This is a genomic window from Streptomyces sp. NBC_00162 (assembly GCF_024611995.1).
Taxonomy (GTDB): domain Bacteria; phylum Actinomycetota; class Actinomycetes; order Streptomycetales; family Streptomycetaceae; genus Streptomyces.
This window is the reverse complement of record NZ_CP102509.1, coordinates 7,133,714-7,154,496: the sequence shown is the minus strand read 5'-3', so window position 1 is coordinate 7,154,496 and position 20,783 is coordinate 7,133,714. Positions and strand designations below refer to the sequence as shown.

The 20,783-nt window shown below is 71.5% G+C and carries 17 protein-coding genes; 12 read left to right on the top strand and 5 right to left on the bottom strand.

The genetic code is table 11. From position 1 onward, the window contains the following. Positions 1-11: 11 nt before the first annotated feature. Positions 12-977 (top strand): TauD/TfdA family dioxygenase, encoded by a 966-nt coding sequence (locus JIW86_RS33230; RefSeq protein ID WP_257557579.1) that lies wholly within the window; start codon positions 12-14, stop codon positions 975-977. Between the two features lies 1 nt (position 978). After that, positions 979-2,220: an MFS transporter gene (locus JIW86_RS33225; protein ID WP_257557578.1), complete on the top strand. Its 1,242-nt coding sequence runs from the start codon at positions 979-981 to the stop codon at positions 2,218-2,220. A gap of 9 nt (positions 2,221-2,229) precedes the next feature. Here JIW86_RS33225 and JIW86_RS33220 read toward each other — a convergent pair whose 3' ends face one another. Next, positions 2,230-2,721 (bottom strand): helix-turn-helix domain-containing protein, encoded by a 492-nt coding sequence (locus tag JIW86_RS33220; RefSeq protein ID WP_257557576.1) that lies wholly within the window; start codon positions 2,719-2,721, stop codon positions 2,230-2,232. A gap of 212 nt (positions 2,722-2,933) precedes the next feature. On the opposite strand from JIW86_RS33220, the gene JIW86_RS33215 reads away from it, so the two are divergent. From JIW86_RS33215 to JIW86_RS33190, 6 genes are all read left to right on the top strand, one after another. Further along, positions 2,934-3,743, top strand: a complete 810-nt coding sequence (locus tag JIW86_RS33215) for an ArsR/SmtB family transcription factor (RefSeq protein ID WP_251065032.1) — start codon at positions 2,934-2,936, stop codon at positions 3,741-3,743. A 20-nt stretch (positions 3,744-3,763) separates the two neighbouring features. Continuing rightward, positions 3,764-4,516 (top strand): thioesterase II family protein, encoded by a 753-nt coding sequence (locus JIW86_RS33210; protein WP_257557575.1) that lies wholly within the window; start codon positions 3,764-3,766, stop codon positions 4,514-4,516. A gap of 49 nt (positions 4,517-4,565) precedes the next feature. Continuing rightward, positions 4,566-5,018 carry a helix-turn-helix domain-containing protein gene (locus JIW86_RS33205; protein ID WP_215146610.1) on the top strand — a complete coding sequence of 151 codons (453 nt, stop codon included), beginning with the start codon at positions 4,566-4,568 and terminating at the stop codon, positions 5,016-5,018. Between the two features lie 149 nt (positions 5,019-5,167). After that, a complete protein-coding gene (locus JIW86_RS33200) occupies positions 5,168-5,731 on the top strand; it encodes an ImmA/IrrE family metallo-endopeptidase (protein ID WP_257557574.1) in 564 nt (187 codons plus the stop codon). After that, a complete protein-coding gene (locus JIW86_RS33195; RefSeq protein ID WP_257557573.1) occupies positions 5,728-6,921 on the top strand; it encodes an MAB_1171c family putative transporter in 1,194 nt (397 codons plus the stop codon). The genes JIW86_RS33200 and JIW86_RS33195 overlap by 4 nt, the downstream gene beginning before the upstream one ends. After that, a complete protein-coding gene (locus JIW86_RS33190) occupies positions 6,918-8,135 on the top strand; it encodes a cytochrome P450 family protein (protein WP_257557572.1) in 1,218 nt (405 codons plus the stop codon). The genes JIW86_RS33195 and JIW86_RS33190 overlap by 4 nt, the downstream gene beginning before the upstream one ends. Positions 8,136-8,147: 12 nt before the next feature. On the opposite strand, the gene JIW86_RS33185 is transcribed toward JIW86_RS33190, so the two are convergent. Then, positions 8,148-8,558, bottom strand: coding sequence for a Fur family transcriptional regulator (locus JIW86_RS33185; protein ID WP_215146614.1), 411 nt, complete (start codon positions 8,556-8,558; stop codon positions 8,148-8,150). Between the two features lie 377 nt (positions 8,559-8,935). Between JIW86_RS33185 and katG the strand changes: the two genes are divergently transcribed. The 4 genes from katG (at position 8,936) to JIW86_RS33165 (ending at position 15,844) form a co-directional block, all read left to right on the top strand. Then, on the top strand, positions 8,936-11,152 hold the full coding sequence (gene katG, locus JIW86_RS33180; RefSeq protein ID WP_257557571.1) for a catalase/peroxidase HPI: 2,217 nt from the start codon (positions 8,936-8,938) through the stop codon (positions 11,150-11,152). A 252-nt stretch (positions 11,153-11,404) separates the two neighbouring features. Next, a complete protein-coding gene (locus JIW86_RS33175; RefSeq protein ID WP_257557570.1) occupies positions 11,405-11,515 on the top strand; it encodes a class III lanthipeptide in 111 nt (36 codons plus the stop codon). 109 nt (positions 11,516-11,624) lie between these two features. Next, complete coding sequence (gene lanKC / locus JIW86_RS33170) at positions 11,625-14,327, top strand: class III lanthionine synthetase LanKC (protein WP_257557569.1); 2,703 nt, start codon at positions 11,625-11,627, stop codon at positions 14,325-14,327. Continuing rightward, positions 14,324-15,844 carry an ATP-binding cassette domain-containing protein gene (locus JIW86_RS33165; RefSeq protein ID WP_257557568.1) on the top strand — a complete coding sequence of 507 codons (1,521 nt, stop codon included), beginning with the start codon at positions 14,324-14,326 and terminating at the stop codon, positions 15,842-15,844. The genes lanKC and JIW86_RS33165 overlap by 4 nt, the downstream gene beginning before the upstream one ends. A 15-nt stretch (positions 15,845-15,859) precedes the next feature. Here the strand turns inward: JIW86_RS33165 and JIW86_RS33160 are convergent, their stop codons facing one another. The 3 genes from JIW86_RS33160 to JIW86_RS33150 all read right to left on the bottom strand — a co-directional run bounded on the left by JIW86_RS33160 (position 15,860) and on the right by JIW86_RS33150 (position 20,714). Next, positions 15,860-18,805 carry a helix-turn-helix transcriptional regulator gene (locus JIW86_RS33160; RefSeq protein ID WP_257557567.1) on the bottom strand — a complete coding sequence of 982 codons (2,946 nt, stop codon included), beginning with the start codon at positions 18,803-18,805 and terminating at the stop codon, positions 15,860-15,862. A gap of 152 nt (positions 18,806-18,957) precedes the next feature. Further along, entirely contained in the window at positions 18,958-19,632 is a 675-nt protein-coding gene (locus JIW86_RS33155; RefSeq protein WP_257557565.1) for a response regulator, read from the bottom strand. Then, positions 19,620-20,714: a sensor histidine kinase gene (locus tag JIW86_RS33150; protein ID WP_257557564.1), complete on the bottom strand. Its 1,095-nt coding sequence runs from the start codon at positions 20,712-20,714 to the stop codon at positions 19,620-19,622. The genes JIW86_RS33155 and JIW86_RS33150 overlap by 13 nt, the downstream gene beginning before the upstream one ends. Positions 20,715-20,783 lie beyond the last annotated feature (69 nt).

Sequence of the window (20,783 nt, the reverse complement as noted above, 5' to 3'; positions counted from 1 at the left end):
ATCGCTATGTCTTGGACCAGAACGAAACGGACGCGGTGGCCGATCTGGCGGACCGCTTCCTCGCCGGCCGCCGGGGCTGGGAGCCGCTCATCCTCGCGGACGAGATCAGGGCGGAGTCCGAGCGGCTGCCGCTCGGGATACGGCAGTTCCTCGTGGCCTGCCGGACCGCCGAGGAGCCCGTCATCACGGTGGCGAACCTTCCCGTCGACGAGGGCCTCGTGCCGACCCCGGCGAGCTGGCAGGTCGCCGAGAAGGAGGGGGCGGCGGTCCGGGAGGAGCTGGTGCTGCTGCTGATCGCCTCCGTGCTCGGGGATCCCTTCGCCTGGGCGAACCAGCAGAACGGCCGGCTGGTGCACGACGTCTGCCCGGCCAGGGGCCAGGAGTCCTCGCTGACCAGCGCGAGCAGCGAAACCCAGCTCACCCTGCACACCGAGGACGTGTTCCACGCCTGCCGGGGGGACTACGTGGCCCTGATGTGCCTGCGCAACCCCGACCGGGTGGGCACGACCGTCGCGGGGCTCGACTCCCGCTCCCTGCCGGAGCCGCTGCGGGAGGTGCTGCAGCAGGAGCGCTTCCGTTTCTACCCGGACGACTCGCATGCGGTCCCACCCCGGTACTCCGGCGGGCGGCCCGTCGCCCGGGAGGAGCGCGAGCACGAGGTGGCCTCCGTACTGTTCGGCCCCGCCGATGCCCCGTACCTGCGGATCGACGCGGACTTCACCAGTGCGCTGCCCGGTGACGCGGAGGCCGGGAAGGCCATGGAGGAGTGCGCCGAGCTGCTGAACGCGTCCGCCGAGCGGGTCGTGCTGAGCCCGGGCGAGGCCGTCTTCCTGGACAACTACCGGGTGGTGCACGGCCGGGACGTGTTCGTGCCGCGGTATGACGGCGCGGACCGGTGGCTCAAGCGCACCAGCGTGGTCCGCGACCTGCGGCGCACGTTCGTGCACACGCGGTCCCGCTCCCGCGTGCTGGGCTGACATGGCCAGGAAGGACTTCACTCTGCTGTGGGCGAGCCAGGCGGTCAGCGAGTTCGCCTACAGCACCTCCCTGATCGCGCTGCCCCTGCTGGTGCTGACGATCACCGGGTCCCCCTCGCAGGCGGGCGTCATCGCCTTCGTGGACGCCGTCGCGATGCTGCTCGCCGGCCTGCCGGCGGGCGCCGTGGCCGACCGCTACGACCGGCGGTCGGTGATGCTCTGGTGCGAGGGGGTGCTGGTCGCGGTGTTCGGCGTCGCGGCGCTGTCCTTGTGGGTGGAGGTGGCGTCGCTGCCGGTCCTGGTGCTGCTGGCCCTGGTGAGCGGCGCCGCCACCGCGGTGCTGCTCGCCACTGGCGCGGCGATGGTGCCGGCCCTGGTCCCCAGGGAGGAACTGTCCGGCGCCGTCGCGATGAACTCGGCGCGCACGTACGCCGGCCAGCTCGTCGGCACCTCGGCGGGCGGCTTCCTGCAGGCGATGCGGAACGCGCTGCCGTTCGCCTTCGGCGGCGTCGCCCACGCGATCAGCTTCGTCCTGCTGCTCTTCATCCGGCCGCAGCCGCCCGCCGGACGGAAAGGGTCCCGGAAGTGGTCCTCCCGGGACCTGGTGGACGGCATCCGCTGGATATCCGGGCGTCCTTTCCTCCGGCTGGGCCTGCTCTACGCGACGGTCACGAACTTCTTCTACGGAGCGGTCTACTTCGTGGTGATCGCCTCGGCGAAGACGAGCGGGATGAGCTCGGGCCTGGTCGGCGTGATGGCCGCGCTCCTGGGGGTCGGCGGGCTGCTGGGCGCACTGGCCGCACCCAGGCTCCAGCGGGTGCTGACCGGTTCCCGTCCCATCTTCCTCGTGCTGTGGCTCTTCGCCGTGCTGACCGCGGGGATCGCGCTGCTGCCGGGCAGTTACACGCCGGGGATCCTGCTGGGGGTCACCGCCTTCACCGCGCCGACCGCCAGCGCCTACTTCACGACCTACCAGCTGCTGCTCACTCCGGACACCCATCGCGGCCGGGTGATGAGCGTGGCGAACATCTGCAGTTCGGGCGGCGCCGCGATCGCGCCGCTCGCCGGGGGCGCCGCCTTCGACTTGTGTGGACGGCCCGTCACACTGCTGGCCTGCTCGGCGCTGCTGGGCGTCATCGCCCTGTCTGCCGTGCTGAGCCCGGTCATGCGCCGCCCTCCGGAGGCTCCGGCCGTGGAGGAGGTGGGCGAGGGGACGGGCACGGTGTCGCGGTCGGCGCGGTGAGCGCTCGCCTCAGGAGTCTGCGTCACCGGTCTGCGACGCGTCCGCCTGCGGCGCGGTGTCCGGGTCGTCCACGCCTTCCAGTTCCCGCAGCTGGCCGATCAGGCTCGCGATGGTGCGGCGGCTGGAAGGCGAGAGGCCGTTGGCGCGCAGCGCGAGCGCGCGTACGTCCGCTTCCCGGAGCGCTTTGAGGAGGGACAGCTGCTCATCGGTCCGCTCCGCCTCCTCGTCGTCGAGGAAGTAGGCGGGTTTGACGCCGAAGTACCTGGCCAGCGACTCGAGATGCCGCTTGGTCGGGTTGGTCTTCTTGCCCGTGCGCAGCTGCCAGATGTAGGTCGCGCTGATGGTCCTCTCACCGGCGGCGATGTTGATCGCGGTGGCGACCTCCTCGTACGACGGCGGACGCCGGCCCCCGGGCTCCTCGGTGAGGAGCCGATCCAGCTTCTCCGCGAGGGTCCGGTCGGCGTCCGCCCCCGTATCTCTGCTGTCAGCGCCGCCAGCCATCGGTCACGTCCTCTGCACTCATGGCCCCTCAGGAGTCGCCAACTCTACTGATCACGAAGCCGGGCTGTCAGTACCCGATGGCTCGAAACCGCCCTGCCCCGAGGCCGGTTGATCACTGTAGTGTCGTCAACAGTCATCAACTCATGTGGATGCGCAAGGTATGGGGGCGCGCGGGACACCGCGTGCATGGCTTTGACATCAGGAGAAATGCGTTGGTTACCCTCCGACTGACCGTCGAGGACCTGTCGCGAATACGTTTCATCGGCACTCTGGGGGCGGAGTTCGAATCCCGTCTCGCGGAGCTGAGATACGCGGAGCCGCTGCAGGACGAGTTCAGCGAGTGGCGTCGGAAGGTCAAGCGAAGACTGCGCCGGATCTCCACGATCGCCGCCTCGGCCCCGCCGCCCGCGCCCCGCGCCGCGACGGGCCCCTCCCCGGTCGGGGGGTACTTCCACGCCACGGCCATCGAACCGTTCTGGGGGCGCATACGCAGCCATCTGGAGACGGAGCGGGAGCTGTTCGGCCGGACGGCCCTCTCCGGCGGGGTGGAGAGCGCACTCAACCGGCTGCACCCGACCATCGACTGGGACGCGCCCTACTTACGGGTGGACAACGGACAGAACGCACGGGAGATACGACTCACCGGCGACGGGATCGTCCTCGCCCCCTCGCTGTTCGCCAGCCGCCCGCTCGTCCTGGACCCGGAGAGCGGACGGCAGGGGCTGACCACCCTCGTATACAACGTGCCGCTCGACACCGAGTCCGCCTCCTCCCTGTGGCAGGCCGAGGAGGACGGCGCCGCCGCCCTGCGCGAGCTGCTCGGGCACACCCGGGCGAGCGTCCTCGAAAGCGTCCGCGTACCCAGCTCCACCGGCGACATCTCCCGCCGCCTGCACATCTCGAAGCCGTCCGCGAGCAAGCACGTGAGCGTGCTCCGGCGGTCCGGGCTGGTAGCGACGGAGCGCAAGAGCAATCTCGTCGTACACCGCCTCACCCACCTCGGCGAAGCCGTTCTCGGCTAGCCAGATTGGCCGGAACCACCATGAGCAAGAAGTCCCCCTGGCTGGTGGCCTACGGGCCCGACCCGGACGCGGAGACCCGCGTGGTCACCTTCCCCCACGCGGGCGGCAGCGCGAGCTACTTCCGCACCTGGGCAGAGCACCTGGGCCCCGGCTGCGCGTTGCAGTCCGTCCAGTACCCGGGCCGGGAGAACCGGCTGGCCGAGCCGCTGGTCCCCTCGATGAAGCAGCTGGCACAGGGTGTGGCGGAGGCCCTGGCCGACGGGCCGGCCGACGGTCGCGACACGGTGTTCTTCGGCCACAGCATGGGAGCCGCGGTCGCCTACGAGACACTGCGGCTGCTGGAATCCTGGGGCTCTTCGCCCGTCACGCGCTTGTGCGTGTCGGGCCGGGAGCTGCGGGCCTCCCCCGAGCCGGCCGCCCCGGTTGTCCGCGACGACGAGCAGCTCATGGCCTCCATGACGGCACTCGGCGGCACCCGCTCGGCGGTCCTGGACGATCCCGACCTGCGGGACATGGTGCTGGGCATCGTCCGCAACGACTACCTCCTGATCGACACGTACCGCCGCGAACCGGAGGCCGCACCCCTGCGGGTCGAGGTCATCGCCCTGACCGGGGACCGTGATCCCCAGGTGGACCTCGCCCGGATCGACGAATGGGCCTCGGTCACCACCGGCGCGTACGCGCGGCACGTGTTCCCGGGAGGCCACTTCTATCTGGCCGACCACGTACCGCGATTGCTGCCGATCGTGACGGGCGGACGGACGGAGGGCTGACACATCAGTGCGCAGGTAAAATGCGCCTTCGAAGATGGAGGCACGGCGCATGACCAACCCCGAGAACAAGCCGACCGGCAGCCTGGCCGACAAGCTGAACCACCTGTTCGGCACCACGGCCCCGGCCGGCCGGGGCCCGTACACGGGCGAGGAGGTCGCACGTGCCATCACGGCCTCCGGAGTCCCCATCTCGGGCAGCTACATCTGGTTGCTGCGCAAGGGCCAGCGCGACAATCCGACGCTGCGGCACATCGAGGGTCTGGCGAAGTTCTTCGGCGTGCCGCCCGCCTACTTCTTCGACGACGAGGTGACCGACACCGTCAACTCCGAACTGGCCCTCCTGGCGGCCATGCGGGACGCCCAGGTCCAGCGGGTCGCACTGAGAACCGCCGGGCTGTCGGAGGGGAGCCTGCGCTCGATCGGTGAACTGATCGAACGGGTCCGCGAGTTGGAGGGCCTCGCTGAGGTGCCGCCCGAACCGGGGACCGGCGCCGACGGCTGACCCGAAGTCCCCCTTGACAGGTCCCCCACTGGCGCAAAGGCGCCTGTACGACCAGGGACAACTGTGTTGGGGTAGAACTCCTGACGATCATTCGAGGGGATCAGGATGTACAGCGGTGCAGCACTCAGCGTCGACGTGCCGTGATCGTCGTGCGCTGGCGATCAAAACTCGGCGGCCCTGTCGGCAACCCGCTGGCCGAACGGTGCCAGGAGAGGGTGCGGGACCTGCGCCTGCCGCCCGGGGAGAAGCTGACCATCGGCGAACTGTGCGCCTACGTCGGCACCCTGCGCCAACGGCAGGTGCATATCGCCACCCTCGCCCTTCCGTCCGCCGGGCCGCACGGACTGTGGGTCTCGACCGACACCCGGGACTACATCTTCGCCGAGGAGCGCCTGGTACCCGTCCATCAGCAGCAGGTGATCCTCCACGAGATCGGCCATGTCGTGTGCGATCACGACACCTCGCCCGTCATGACCGGGGACGCCTCGCGGCTGCTGATGCCCTCCCTCGACCCGGCGCTCGTCCGACGTGTCATGGGCCGCGAACACGGCGACTCCGAGGCCGAGCTGGAGGCCGAGCTGGTGGGTTCGCTGATCGGCGGGCTGATCAGCACGTGGAACGTCCACCCCACCTGGACCGTGCCGCCGGAAGCCCGGGAGATCGCCGAGAGGCTGAGCTCCCTGGAGTCGCCCGTGGCACGGGACTCGGCTTGAACACCCTTCTCTATCCGCTCTGTTCGGCCGTGGCCCTCGTGGCGCTCGTCTACAAGGCCCGGGTGCTGAGGACGGACCGCTCGGTCCCCCAGGTCGCCCTGGTCGCCAACTTCCTGCTGCTCTTCGTCATCTTCACCGTGTCCACCCCGTCCGTCTGGGTACAGGTCAGCGAGTTCGCCGGGATCGAGAACTTCTCCGGCCTCCTGACCCAGAGCTGCGTGGTGATCATGACCGTCTGTCAGCAGCTGGTGCTGCTGCACTTCAGCCACGGTCCGGAAGCGGCCCGCCGCAAGGCTGTCCCCCGCGTGGTGGCCCTGGGACTGGTGCTGGTCACCATGGGCGTGCTGTTCTTCGCGGCGTCGGCCCACGGCGAGGCGCCGCACGACTTCGCCGTCGCGCGGGCCCAGTTCACCCCCGCCTACCTCGTCGTCTACCTCGCCGCCTTCACGGCGAACCAGGTCCAGGTCGGTGTGATGGGCCGGCGGTACTCCAGGATCGCGCCGTCCCCGTGGCTGCGCCGCGGACTGCGCATGGTCGCCCTCACCCTGCCCTTCGCGCTCCTCTACACCGGAGCCCGGACCGCCGATGTCCTCGCGGCCCAGCTCGGCCACGACGGACGCGCCTGGGAGCCCCTCGCGCAGATCGGCGTGGCCATCGCCGTGATCGTCCAGACGGTCGGATGGATCCTGCCGGACTGGGGCCCGCACCTCACCGCTCTGCGCGACCGGCTGGGCCACCGGATCGCCCACCGCGCGCTGAGCCCCCTGCACCGCAGTCTCACCGAGCACGTACCGGAACCCGTCCTGCCGTTCACCCGTGCCCTTGACCTGCGCACCCGGCTGTACCGCATGGTGATCGAGATCCGCGACGCCCAGTGGGCACTGCGCACGTGGATGGACGCGGACGTGGCCCAGCTGGCCCGGCAGGACGCCGAACGGGCCGGCCTGCGCGACGAGGAACTCGCGGCCGTGGTGGAGGCGGCGCAGCTCAGGAACGCCATCGACGCGAAGCGCCGCGACCTCCCGCCCCAGCGGCAGCCGCAGACGCCCATGGCCGCGGCCCCCGGCGACCTCGCGGCCGAACTCGCCTTCCAGCGCAGACTGGCCCGCGCCATGTCCTCGCCCATCGCCGTCCGCTACGCCGGCCACCCGAAAGCCCCCGGCACCACACCACGCAAGGAACCCGCATGACCCTGAACACCGCCCCGACGGCCCTTCCCCAGCCCTTCGGACGCGACTTCCCGGCCGACCCCCACGCCATGTACGCGCGGCTGCGCGAGCAGGGCTCGGTGCACCGCGTCGCGCTGCCGGACGGCTCGCCCGTATGGCTGGTGACCCGGGAGGCCGATGTCCGCCAGGGGCTCGTCGACCCGCGGCTGTCCGTCAACAAGAGGCACTCGGGTACCGGCTTCAAGGGTTTCGCCCTGCCCCCGGCGCTCGACGCGAACCTGCTGAACATCGACGCGGACGACCACCTGCGGCTGCGCCGCCTCGTGTCCCAGGGGTTCACCCCCCGCCACGTCGAGAGCCTGCGCGGCTCCGTCCAGACGGCGGTGGACGCGCGGGTCGACCGGCTCGTGGAGCGCATGGAATCCGAGGGCCGGGCCGATGTGGTGGAGGAGTTCGCCAGGCCCCTGCCACTCACGGTGATCGGCGAGCTGCTCGCCGTGCCCGAGGCCGAACGGGGGAGGTTCTCCGGCTGGGTCGCCGGCATGCTCTCACCGGCGTCCCGGGAGGAACTCGCCTCCGCGATCGGGGCCATCCACGGCTTCCTGCTCGATCTGGTGGCCGAGCGGCGCGCCCACCCCGGTGACGACATGCTGTCGGATCTGATCGCGGCCAGGGACGACGAGGACCGGCTCACCGAGAACGAGCTCGTCTCGCTGGCCTTCCTCCTCCTCATGGCAGGGAGCGAGAACGTCCAGCACCTGCTGGGCAACGGCCTCCTCACGCTGCTCACGCACCCCCGGGAGCTGGCGGCCCTGCAGGCCCGTCCGGATCTGCTGCCGCAGGCCGTGGAAGAGCTCTTGCGTCACTCCCACCCCAACCACACCGCGATCCGGCGGTTCCCGACCGAGCCCGTCGAGATCGGCGGCGTCCGGATCCCCGCGGGCGACACCGTGCTCTTCTCCCTCGCCGCCGCCCACCGCGACCCGGCGCGCTACCCCGCGCCGGACCGGTTCGACCTCGACCGGGCGGACAAGGCCCACCTCTCGCTCGGCCACGGGCTGCACTACTGCCTCGGTGCGCCGCTGGCCCGCATGCAGGTCACCCTCGCCCTGGGGACGCTCCTGCGCCGCCTGCCGTCCCTGCGGCTCGCGTGCCCCGTGGAGGAGGTCCCGTGGACCACCACCTTCAGGTTCCACGCCGTCCGGGAGCTTCCGGTCGCCGTATCGGCGGCCTAGGCGCAGGCCGGGCTAGGCGCAGGCCGGGCACAGCCCCCGGTAGGTGACCTCGACCCCGGACACCGTGAAGCCGAACCGTTCCTCCGCCGGGAGCCCGGCCAGCGGGTTGCCGGTCGGGTGGACATCGCGGATAAGTCCGCAGGCGGAGCACACCAGGTGCTGGTGCGGGTGGTGCGCGTTGGGGTCGTACCGCTTCGCGCGGCCGTCGGTGGTGACCTCCACGACCTCACCGAGGGAGACCAGCTCGCCCAGGGCGTTGTAGACGGTTGCCCGGGAGATCTCGGGCAGCCGCTCTGCCGCACGGGCGTGCACCTCGTCGGCCGTGAGGTGCACGTGTTCGCCGTCGAGGACCTCCGCGACGACACGCCGCTGGGACGTCATCCGCCAGCCACGCCCTCGCAGCCGCTCCAGCAGGTCACTCATATCGGCTCACCTATTCAGGCTCGGCGGGACCCGAAGTTTACCGGCGGACATCCGGGATCCGATGGCATATGGACTTGGTGTCCTTCTTGACTTGGATTCCGTCCATCGTAGGATCGGTTTCGTAGATAGCCAAGGGACAGGAAGACTCCAGAGCGGCAGGCGTCGGAATCGTGACCGACCGCCGCCGAGGAGCCGTGCGGTGCCGGCACGCAGGTGCCGGCCGCCCCGTCCCACTGCTCCAGACCGTCCGGGACGGTGACCACCTCGGCGTCGAGACGACCGACGAGGCCGAGACCATTGACTGGGGGCCTGAGCCCCGACAGTTCCACAGCATGCAGTTCCTGAACACCGTGATCCGTTGGTCCGGAAGGATTCCCATGTCTGAGAACCACGACGCAATCGTCACCGACCCCAAGGCCGGGGGCGGAGGCGGCTGCCCGGTTGCACACGAGCGTGCCCCGCACCCGACGCAGGGCGGCGGGAACCGCCAGTGGTGGCCCGAGCGCCTGAATCTGAAGATCCTCGCCAAGAACCCCGCCGTGGCCAACCCCCTCGGTGAGGAGTTCGACTACGCCGCCGCGTTCAACGCCCTCGACCTCCCGGCGGTGAAGCGGGACATCGCCGAGGTGCTCACCACCTCGCAGGACTGGTGGCCGGCCGACTTCGGCAACTACGGCCCGCTCATGATCCGTATGGCCTGGCACAGCGCGGGCACGTACCGCATCAGCGACGGCCGCGGCGGCGCCGGCACCGGCCAGCAGCGCTTCGCCCCCCTGAACTCCTGGCCGGACAACGGCAACCTGGACAAGGCCCGCCGTCTGCTGTGGCCGGTCAAGCAGAAGTACGGCCAGTCCATCTCCTGGGCCGACCTCATGATCCTCACCGGCAACGTCGCCCTGGAGACGATGGGCTTCAAGACCTTCGGCTTCGCCGGCGGCCGCCCCGACGTGTGGGAGCCCGACGAGGACGTGTACTGGGGCCCCGAGACCACCTGGCTCGACGACGAGCGCTACACCGGCGACCGTGAGCTGGAGAACCCGCTCGGCGCGGTCCAGATGGGCCTCATCTACGTCAACCCGGAGGGGCCCAACGGCACTCCGGACCCGATCGCCGCGGCCCGCGACATCCGCGAAACGTTCCGCCGGATGGCGATGAACGACGAGGAGACCGTCGCCCTCATCGCCGGTGGCCACACCTTCGGCAAGACCCACGGCGCGGGCCCGGCCGAGAGCGTAGGCGACGACCCCGAGGCCGCCCCGCTCGAGGCCCAGGGCCTCGGCTGGGCGAATTCGTACCGCACCGGCAAGGGCGCGGACGCGATCACCAGTGGTCTCGAGGTCACCTGGACGAGCACCCCGACCCGGTGGGGCCACGAGTTCTTCAGGAACCTCTTCGAGTACGAGTACGAGCTGACGCAGAGCCCGGCCGGCGCCAACCAGTGGGTGGCGACGAACGCCGAGGCGATCATCCCGGACGCCCACGACGCGTCGAAGAAGCAGCTCCCCACGATGCTCACCACCGACCTGTCGCTGCGCCTCGACCCGGTCTACGAGCCGATCTCGCGGCGGTTCTACGAGAACCCCGACCAGTTCGCGGACGCCTTCGCCCGCGCCTGGTACAAGCTGACGCACCGTGACATGGGCCCGATCGTGCGCTACCTCGGCCCGGAGGTCCCCTCCGAGACGCTGCTGTGGCAGGACCCGCTGCCGGCGCGCGAGGGCGAGCTCATCGGCGCCGCGGAGATCGCCTCCCTCAAGGAGCAGGTCCTCGGCTCGGACCTCACCGTCGCGCAGCTGGTCTCCACGGCCTGGGCCGCCGCCTCCTCCTTCCGCGGCAGCGACAAGCGCGGCGGCGCCAACGGCGCCCGCATCCGCCTGGAGCCGCAGCGCAACTGGGAGGTCAACAACCCGGACGAGCTCGCGCACGTGCTGCGCACGCTCGAGGGCATCCAGGGGTCCTTCAACTCGGCGGGGGGCAAGCAGGTCTCGCTGGCCGACCTGATCGTGCTCGCGGGCTCCGCGGCCGTCGAGAAGGCCGCCAAGGACGGTGGCGTCGACATCGAGGTGCCGTTCACGCTGGGCCGTGTCGACGCCGCGCAGGAGCAGACGGACGTCGAGTCCTTCGCCGCGATCGAGCCGGCCTCCGACGGCTTCCGCAACTACGTCGGCAAGGGCATCCGCCTGCCGGCGGAGTACCTGCTGCTCGACAAGGCGAACCTGCTGACGGTCAGCGCGCCCGAGTTGACGGTGCTCGTCGGTGGTCTGCGCGTCCTGGGCGCCAACCACGCCGGGTCGAAGCACGGCGTCTTCACGGACAGGCCGGGCACGCTGTCCAACGACTTCTTCGTCAACCTGCTCGACATGGGCACGACGTGGAAGTCGACGTCCTCGGCACAGGACGAGTTCGAGGGCCGTGACGGCTCCGGCGCGGTCAAGTGGACCGGCACTCGTGCCGACCTCGTCTTCGGCTCGAACTCGGAGCTGCGCGCGCTCGCGGAGGTCTACGCGAGCGGCGACGCGAAGCAGAAGTTCGTGCGGGACTTCGTCGCCGCGTGGACCAAGGTGATGAACCTGGACCGGTTCGACCTCGTCTGATCCCGGCGTCCGGGGCCGGCCCGCACGGGCCGGCCCCGGACGTCTTCAGCACCCCGGAACGTCCTCGTGGGCCGCCTCTGTGCGGCCCACCACCATTTGGGCCCGGCCCGGGCGAGCCGTATCTGGGGGTGGTGCGCGGGAATGATGGGTGGAGAGCTCCCATGTGCGGGTGGGACGGGTGGCGTTGACTCGGGCATGCCGATCGGCCGGTACGGACTCCGACTCCACTCGACCTCCGAGGAAGTGACCTCCATGAGCGTTCTCAAGCTTCAGAACCTGCAGCCCGTGGCGACGAACAACAGCGCTGCCATCGTCAGCCTGACGAGCAGCAGCAGCACCTGCTGTTCCGTCAAGCCGGTCTAACCCCGACGGCGATCCGTGCGGGGAGGCGCTGTGTCCCCGCACGGATCGCCGTTTCCGTTTCTCACCGGCCGCTGCCGGCGGCGGCCTTCGGACGATCACAGAGGCGGACATGCGCAACGAACGATGGGTCTACCGATTCCTCTTCGCCTGGAACGACACGCTGTTCTTCGACCCGCTCGACGTCGACTACGAGCCGAGGGCCGACCACTTCCTCGCCGGGCTCGACGAGCAGGTGCGGGCGCGATTCGTCCGCAGCGGCATCTGGTGGAGCCATCGGCACAACCCGGCCCTGCCGGCGCAGGGCTGGAAGATCCACGTGTCGGCGGGTCAGCGCACCGTGCGCGAGGTCGCGGCCTCGGTGATCGCACATCTGACGGCACACGAGATCGACTTCAAGATCGCTCTCGACCTCAACATCTTCGAGATGCTCAACTCCAAGGCCATGTCCCGGGGCAGCGGCGGAAAACTCGTCACCGTCTACCCGCGTGACGACGAGGAGTTCCGGACCTGCCTGGCCGACCTGGCCCGCGTCCTGGAGGGCATCGAGGGCGCCTACGTACTGTCGGACCTGCGCTACCGGGACAGCAAGGCGCTCTACTTCCGGTACGGCCAGTTCCTCGACACGCACGCCGTCGACGTGCTCGGGAGGCGGGTGCCCCACATCCTCGGACCGGACGGCCCCGTCCCCGACGACCGGCGGCCCGGGTACGCCCAACCGTGGTGGGTGCCCTGGCCGTTCACCGACTGGAAGCCCGCCGACGAGGACGACGGCGACGGCTTGCTCGGCGGCCGCTTCCGGGTGACCGGGGCGATCCAGTTCTCCAACGCCGGCGGGGTGTACACGGCCGAGGACACGGCGGACGGTGACCGGAAGGTGGTCCTCAAGGAGGCCCGCCCGCACACCAACATCAACCCGCGCCAGGACCACGACGCCGTGGACATCCTCGCCCGGGAGTGGATGTTCCTGAACCGGCTGGGCGACATCGGCTCGTACCCGACTCCGATCGCCACGTTCCGGCACTGGGAACACCACTACATAGCCGAGGAGTTCGTCGAGGGCTCCGACATCCGCTCCGTGCTGCTCGAACGCAACCCGCTCGCGCGGCCGGAGTTCGACATCGACCGGTCGCGGGAGTTCCTGCGGATCTTCATCGCCGTCTTCCGCGGACTGACGCGTGCGATCCAGGCCGCCCACGAACGCCACGTGATCCTCGGTGACTTCACCCCCGCGAACCTGCTCATCGACACCGACACCCACGAGGTGACCATCGTCGATCTGGAGGCGTGCCGGCTGGCCGAGGGCGGGAACACGATCGCCGGCGACGACGCGGCGCTGGAGAAGCCGGTCGAACTGTTCACACCGGGGTTCAGCCTCTCCCGGAGCCTCTTCAAGGCGTCCGGACCGGAGGGCGACCTGTACGGCCTGGCGAACACCATGGCCTACTTCATCTTCCCGATCGCGGCGATGTCGTACCTGCGCGAGGACGTCCTCGACACCTACCGGATCTTCACCGACGCCCTGGGCTGGCCGGAGCGGATCCACGAGCTGCTCACCGACCTGGCCCAGGCCCGGATCACCCTCGCCGACGTGCTCGAGGCCCTGGAACACGAGGAGGACCTGCTCGGCCAGGTCCGGGCGGCGCCGCCGCGACCGGTCGTCGAGGAGCGGCTCGGGCTGGTGGAGGCCGAGGCCGGGGTCGCCGCGTTCGTCGAGGCCGTCGCCGACACCGACCGGGCGACGCTGTTCCCCGTGGACCCGTTCGCGCACGTCACCAACCCGCTGAGCCTCGGCTTCGGGGCCAGCGGCGTCCTGTGGTCGCTGAACGCCTCGGGCATCCCGATCCGGCCCGAATGGCGTGAATGGCTGGGCGACAAACTGTCCGGCATCGACGTGACGGAGTACCCGGACGGTCTCATGAGCGGCCTGGCCGGCATGGCCTGGGCGGCCGACTCGCTCGGGCTCCGGACCCAGGCCAGGGAGCTGCTGACCCAGGCCAACCGGCGCGCCCCGGAGACCGGTGACTACACCTTCTACTACGGTCTCGCCGGGCTGGGCATGACGAACCTGCGCTTCTTCCTGCGCGGCCACGACCCCCGCGATCTCGCCGCGGCGCAGGAGTGCGCGCGCGTACTGTGCGCCGCCGCGCAGCGCGACGGGCGGCAGGCCTACTGGCTGAACGAGTTCTCGTCCAAGGGGCCGTTGACCGGGCTGGGCTTCGGGCAGGCCGGTGTGGCGATGTTCCTGCTGCGGATGCACCAGGTCACGGGAGAGGACCGCTATCTGCGGCTCGGGCAGGACGCGCTCGCCTGGGAGATGGCCCATGCCAAACCCCTGGACGCCGATACCTCCGACAGCCCGGTCATGTTCGAGCACGAAGGGACCATGGAGCCGTACGTCGAGGTGGGCTCCGCGGGCGTGGCGCAGGTGCTGCTGCGCTACGGGGACCTGGACTCCGCACGGACCGTGCTGCGCGGGCTGGACGCCGGGCACTCGGTGCTGCCGGGGTACGCCTTCGGCATGAGCGGCGTCGCCGACGCGCTGCTGGACGCGGCCGAGTTCACCGGTGACCGCACGTACCGCGACACCGCGTTGCGGCAGCTGGACTACGTCCGGAAGGTGTTCCTGTTCGAGCCCGCCGAGCGCTTCGCGGTGCCGCGCGTGAACGGGCTGACCCCACTGGGCGTCCCCGGTGAGGGACTGCTGCGCTGCTCGTGTGACTACATGACCGGCTCTGCGGGCGTGCTGCGGGTGCTGCACCGCGTGAACGGCGGTGGCACGGCCGACTTCCTGCTGGACGAGGCCGCGCGGTGAACCAGTTGTGGCTCACTTTGAGCGGTCACCGGGCCCGGTTCGTCGTGATCCTGGCCGCCGAGGCGACCACGGGAGGGCTCGAGGCCCTGCTGCACCCGCTTCTGCTCAAGGCCCTCTTCGATCAGGCGATCCTGGCCGCGGACTTCCGCAGGTTCCTCGTCCTCGGGACCGGCTACCTGTTGCTCGGTCTGACCCTCAACCTCGCGGGTTACGCGATCTCCTCGTGGCGCAAGCGGTTCGAGAACGCGTTCACGCTGGTGCTGGAGACGGAGCTGCTGGGACGCACGCTCGGCCTGGACGGCCGGAAGGTGTCGGCGGCGGGGAACGCCTCGTACGTCAGCCGCATCCACAACGACGTCTCCGAGGGCGTCCTGCCGGCCGTGGACGTCAGTATCCGCATCGCGCGGCAGACGGTCGCCTCGGTCGTCTTCCTGGGCGTGCTGCTGTACCTGTCCTGGCAGGCCAGCCTCATCCTGCTGGTGATCGTGCCGCCGCTGGTGCTCGTGAGCAACCGGCTGGCCAGGCGGATCGAGGACAACACCGAGCCCGAACGCGAGGCGGAGGCGCGGTACATCAACAAGCTGACCCGGACCCTCGAGTCCTTCCACGCGCTGCGCGGTCTGCCGTCGCTGCTGCCCGGCACCCGTACGGCGAACCAGGACGCGCTGCGCGGGTTCCTCGGCATCAAGTTCGTCAACTACCGGCTGTCGTTGAAGCAGAAGACCCTCAGCGACCTGGTGATGAACCTGTCGGACACCGCCTCGATGATCATCGGAGCCTTCTTCGTCTTCTCCGGCAGGATGTCGTTCGGCAGTTTCCTCGCCTTCGTGAACTCGCTCTGGCGGGCCGTCACCGGGATCTTCGACCTCGTCAACATGATCCCGCAGGCCCGCCGGAGCACCGCCGTCCTCAAGCGGATCCAGGCACTGCGCGACGCCCGGGAGATCCCGTACCACGAGGAAGGATCCCTGGTCCTGGTCCGCGGGGCCAGGGTCGTCTACGGCGACGGCGCCGACGTGTCGATCGAGGACTTCGAGCTGGGCGCCGGTGAGCACGTGCTGCTCCGCGGCCCCAACGGCTGCGGGAAGAGCACGCTCCTGCACATCATCTCCGGGACGCTCGCCCCCGACGCGGGTGCGGTCACCCTGCCGCCCCGGGTGGCGAGCCTGACCACCCCGGTGAACCTGCCCCCGCTGCCGGTACGCGAACTGGTCGCCGACGAGCGGCTGCGCACGTCGATGGGCCTGGACCCGCTGGCCGACCAGCTGCCCTCGGAGCTGTCGTCCGGCCAGCGGCAGCGGGTCGGGGTCGCCGCTCTCCTGTGTGAGGAAGCGGACGTGTACCTCGCCGACGAGCCGTTCTCGAACCTCGACGAGGGCGGCAGGGAACTGGTGCTCCGGGCCCTGCAGGAGCGGACCGAGGGGCGCGCCCTCCTCGTCGTGCACCACGGGGACGAGGATCTCGACGGCCGCTTCGACCGGGTGGTGACCTTGGCGGGGGCCGGCGCGCTCTCCTGATCCCCAGGACACCGCCTACACCGGCACCGTGGCACCGGCGCCGGTGACCAGGTCGCGGGCGGCGGAGGCGAAGGCCGACCGGTTGGGGTGGCCGGTCTTCTGCAGGAGGCTCGCCACGTGCTTCTCGACGGTGCGCGGCGAGATGTGCAGCAGGCCGGCGATGTCCTTGTTCCCGATCCGTTCGGCGAGCAGCCGGGCCACCTCGAACTCGCGGACGGTGATGCCGAACCGGCGCAGGCCGGGCGGCACCTGATCGGTCCCCGTGCGCCGTTGCCGGACCGGCGCGCCCATCCCGCGGAGCAGGGCCCGGCAGGCGCCCGCGCCGGCCTGCAGGCCGGCGCCGTGGAAGTACTCCTCCGCCTCGCGCAACCAGTCGGCCGGGGCGCCCCAGCCGTCCGCGTACGCCGACTGCGCGACCAGCCGCAGACACAGGTGGCGCGCCATGGGGTAGAACTCGGCCGCCTCCAGCGCCGCACGCGCGGCGGCCGTCGCCTCGCCGGAGCGGCCCTCGCGGCCCAGCAGCACGGCGTGCGCCAGCCCGACGAACTGCCGGTTCCAGCGGCTGCCGCTGGCGCCGGCCTCCGCTACGTCGGCGTGGTGCCGCCGGCCCATGCGCCCGGCCAGCACGCCGAGCAGCAGGATGACCCCGTGTTTGCCGAACTCGCCGGTCGCCGGGTTCTCCGCGTCGTAGGCCAGTGCCTGCGCGAACTCCTGCTCGGCGGCGTCGTGCCTCTCCTCCAGCAGCGAACAGAACGCCCGCGCCAGCCCGTACGCCATCGACCGCACGCCCGGCGCGTCGTCGATGAGCGGAGCCAGCTCCTCCAGTGCCTCCTGCATCTCGGCGCGCCGGCCCTGGTGGGCCCAGCGCACCGCGTCGGCCAGCCGCAGCAGGGACAGGGCCCTCCCCAGCCCCAGCCGCTCCGCGTCGGCCGCCCCCGCGCGGATCCGGTCCCGCGCGGCCTCGAACTCGCAGCGCCGGACCTGGTCCAGGGCGAGGACGAAGCCGGTCTCGTGCGCCAGCGGCGCCGCGCCCATGCGCAGGGCCTCCTGCCGGGCCTGCTCGACCCGGTCCGGCAGGCCGTCGTGGCGCGCGGCGATCCTGGCCAGGTACACCTCGGCGGACACCCGCAGTACGGGCAGCCGGTGCGCGTGGGCGAGGGCGCAGGCCCGTGTGAGGTGTGCCATGGCGGCCGGCTCGTCCCGTTCCCAGGTGAGCTGCCCGAGCATCAGCAGGGCCTCGCAGGCCACGGCCGGCAAGTCGGCGTGCCCGGCCGCGTCCGCCGCCCGGCGGGCGAACCCGGCGGCGGTGGACAGCCGGTCGGGTGCGAACCGGCTCAGCTCCACGTGCGCCGCGGCGAGGTCCACGCGGGCGGCGTGGGCCGGGGCCGGGCGGCTCCCGAGCAGCCAGCGGGCCACGTCCAGGTGCCGGAGGGCTTCCGCGGACCGGCCCCTCAGGGTGGCGATGTGGGCCAGTCGCGCGTGCAGCCCGGCCCGGCGCCCGGCGGGCACGTCGTGGTCGCCGCCCAGGGCTTCCAGGCCGGCGACCAGCGCGGGGACCTGGTCGAACCGGGCCGAGCAGGCGACGGCGTCGAGCAGCTGCTCCAGTACGGCGGCGTGCAGTTCGGGTGCGGTGGCGGCGTCGACGAGGCGGTGGGCCCGGGTGAGCAGCGCCACCGCCCTCTCCACCGTGCCCTCGGTCATCGCCCGCCCCGCCGCCTCGCAGTACAGGCGTATGGCCTCCTGTGTGTCGCCGGTGTGTCCGTGCAGCTCCGCGGCCTGCGCGCACCAGATTCCGGGCAGACCGGGGTGCAGGTCGGCCAGTGCGCGCGCCGCGCGCCGCGCGTACCCGGCGCGCTCGCCCGGTCCGAGGTCGCCGAGCAGAGCCTCCGCGGCCAGCTGGTGGCGGAACGCGTACCACTGCGTGCTCGACGCGTCCGGCACGATCAGGCACGAGGCGAGCCCTGCGCGCAGGATCGCGGACAGCTCCCCGTGGTCGCAGCCGGTCGCGTGCTGGAGCACCGGCAGCGGGAAGCGCGTGCCGAACAGGGCCGCCGTGTTCAGGAATTCCACGCCGAGCGGGCCGATCCTCTCGGCCCGGCGTCTGACGCTGTCCGCGACGGCGGCGGGGACGGACGGCATCCGCTCGTCGCCGGGGGCCCGGCTGGTGAGGTCGTGGACGAGCTCCTTGACCAGGAAGGGGATCCCGGCGCCGAAGGTCACCGCGCGGTGGACGAGCTCGGGGCCGGCCTCGGCCGGGGCGGTTCCCAGCTCGGTCGCGACGAGGAGGTGCACGTCGGTCCGGCTGAGGGGGCGCAGGTCGAGTACCGCCGCGGCCCCGCGCTGGCGGGCCCGCGCGGCCAGTTCGGTCGCCGTGCAGGGTTCGCGCCCCGCGACGAGCAGGAGCAGGGCCGGCTGTGGCCCGATGTTGTCCAGCAGGTACTCGACGATCGCCAGCGTCCCGGCGTCGGCGTCGTGCAGGTCGTCGAGGACGAGCAGGCAGCCCCGCTGCCGTCCGACGACGGCGACCAGGCGCAGGACCGTCTCGGCGACCATGAGGGGTGACGCGGCGCCGGCGGCCGTGCCCCGGGTGCCGGTCAGCAGGTGGGTGAGGACCGGCCCGTAGCGGCCCAGCTCGTCCGGGTCCGGCAGCAGGCCGGCGCGGGACAGCAGGAGCAGCGCTTCGACCAGCGGCCGGTACGGGACGACCGGGCCCATCGTGCCGGCCCGCCCCTGGGCCGTGACCATGCCGGCCCCGGCAGCGGCGGCGACGGCTTCGGCGGCGAGCCGGGTCTTGCCGATGCCGGGCTCGCCGGTGACGAAGACCGCCCCGCCCCGCCCTGACCGGGCGGCGGCCAGGGCGGTCGCGATCTGCCCCATCTCGGCTTCCCTGCCGATGAGTTCCCCTCGCGTGCGGTGACTGCCGGCGATGCCCGTGCTGATGCGTTCGTACAGGTCTGTCATCTGCCTCTCCTGGTGCGCGGGGAAGCGGAAGTGCAGTCGCCTGGCGGAGCGAGCGGCGTCTGCGCCGTCGTCTGCGCCGGCGCCGGGGTTGACGATACGAAGGGCGGGACCGTTCCCTGTAGCCGTCCGTTTGGGGGGCTTGCGCGGGGTGGTCAGCCCCCGTCGAGGCTGTCCTCGCGCACCCTCCGGGCCAGGTCGAGCTTCGTGTAGGTGGGCCGGCCGGCCTGCTGGTACTTGGCCTTGACCCGGTCCAGGTAGTCCTTGGCGGTGTGGACCGTGATGCCCGCACGCCGGGCGGCGGACTTCAGGGTCATCCCGGACGCGTAGTCCAGCAGGACCTGCCGTTCCCGGGGCGAGAGCCGCGGCCGGGCGGGACTGGTGTCGTGGGCGCAGGCGAAGGCGAGTTCCGCGGAATGGGCGCTGCGGCCCGCCGCGACGTCCTTGACGGCGGCGACGAGCGTGGGCAGGTCGTTGTCCTTGGTCAGGTAGCCGTCGGCGCCGGCCCGGAGCGATTCGATGATCCGGGAGCGGTCCGGGACGGTGCTGATCATCAGGACTCGGCTGCCGGAACGCAGCAGCCGCCGGATGTTGTCGGCGGGGGCGGAGCCGTCGCGCAGCACGAGGTCGAGGAGGACGACGTCGGGCGGGACGTACCCCGACTCGCCCGGTCCGTACGGAAGTTCCACGGCCAGTGTGGCGAGCAGCTCCCCGACCGTGGCCACGGTCGCCACCAGCCGCAGCTCCGGAACCCCGCCCAGCCAGGCCCGCATGCCGTCGAGGAGCATCCGGTCGTCGTCGACCACCGCGACCGTGATCACCGGGGCCATCTCAGCTCCACCCGGACCCCCTCGCCCGGGGCGGCGTCCACCGTGGCCCGGCCGCCCACCTCTGCCATCCGGGCGCAGACCGAACCGCGCAGCCCGAGGCCGGGCACGTACCGCTCGGGGTCGAACCCGGGTCCCCGGTCGACCACGGTGACGACGGCTCCCCCACGCCCGTCGGGGTCTCCGGTCGCGGTGAGGTAGGCGTGTCCGGTGCCCGCGTGCCGCCGTACGTTGTTCAGGGCCTCCCGCGCGGCGTCGGCGAACGCGGCGGCCACCTCGGGCGGCACCTTCGGCAGGTCGTGGTACTGGGCGGTGACCCGCAGTTGCAGGCTCTCCACGGAGCCGACCGCCTCCTCCAGGGCCGCGCCGATCTCCCGGTGGGGGACCTCGTCGGCGGTCTGCTGGATCAACCGGCGCAGGTAGGCGGCCTCGCGGGCGCAACGCTCCCGCACCCGGGGCGCGTTGGCGTCGATCCCGCCGGCCGCGAGGGTGGTCAGCGTGGCCAGGACCGTGTCGTGCAGGGCGCGGTGGTGCTCCAGCCGCTCGGCGTAGCGCGCCTTGTGCGCCTCGGCGGCCAGCGCGCGGGCGTTGGCGTCGTCGAGGAGGCGTCCCTGGCGGCGCAGGTACCACCACATGACCCAGGCCATCACGGCGGACGACAGCAGCGAGTTGACGTGGCCGCCGAGGACCGCGGGGCTCGCGCCCACCAGCTGGTAGCCGATGAGGTGGGTCACCACGAGGAGCGCGACCGCGGCGAGGACGTGGAACCGTTCGAGGGCGATGGCCGCAGCGGCGCTCGCCGACCCGCCGAGCAGCATCGCCCAGCCGAGCAGGGCGGGTTCTCGCACCCCGCCCCACGTACAGAGGACGAACGGCAGCACGCACCCGGTGACCAGGACGTCCGCCCAGACGTGCCGCCGGTCGAACCAGCCGCGCCGCAGGGCCGCTCCGTAACACACCGCGCTCAGCCCCAGGGCCACGGCGAGCCCGGCGTACTGGAGGGGAAGGTCGTGCCGTCGCTGGGCCACCGCGAGGACGCCGACCGTCAGATGGCTCGCCCGGTAGAGCAGGGTGGTCAGGATCATGAAGGACTGGGCACGCTGCAGCCCCGACCCCACCCCCGTCGTCCTGCGCAGTGCCCGTAATCGCCGTAT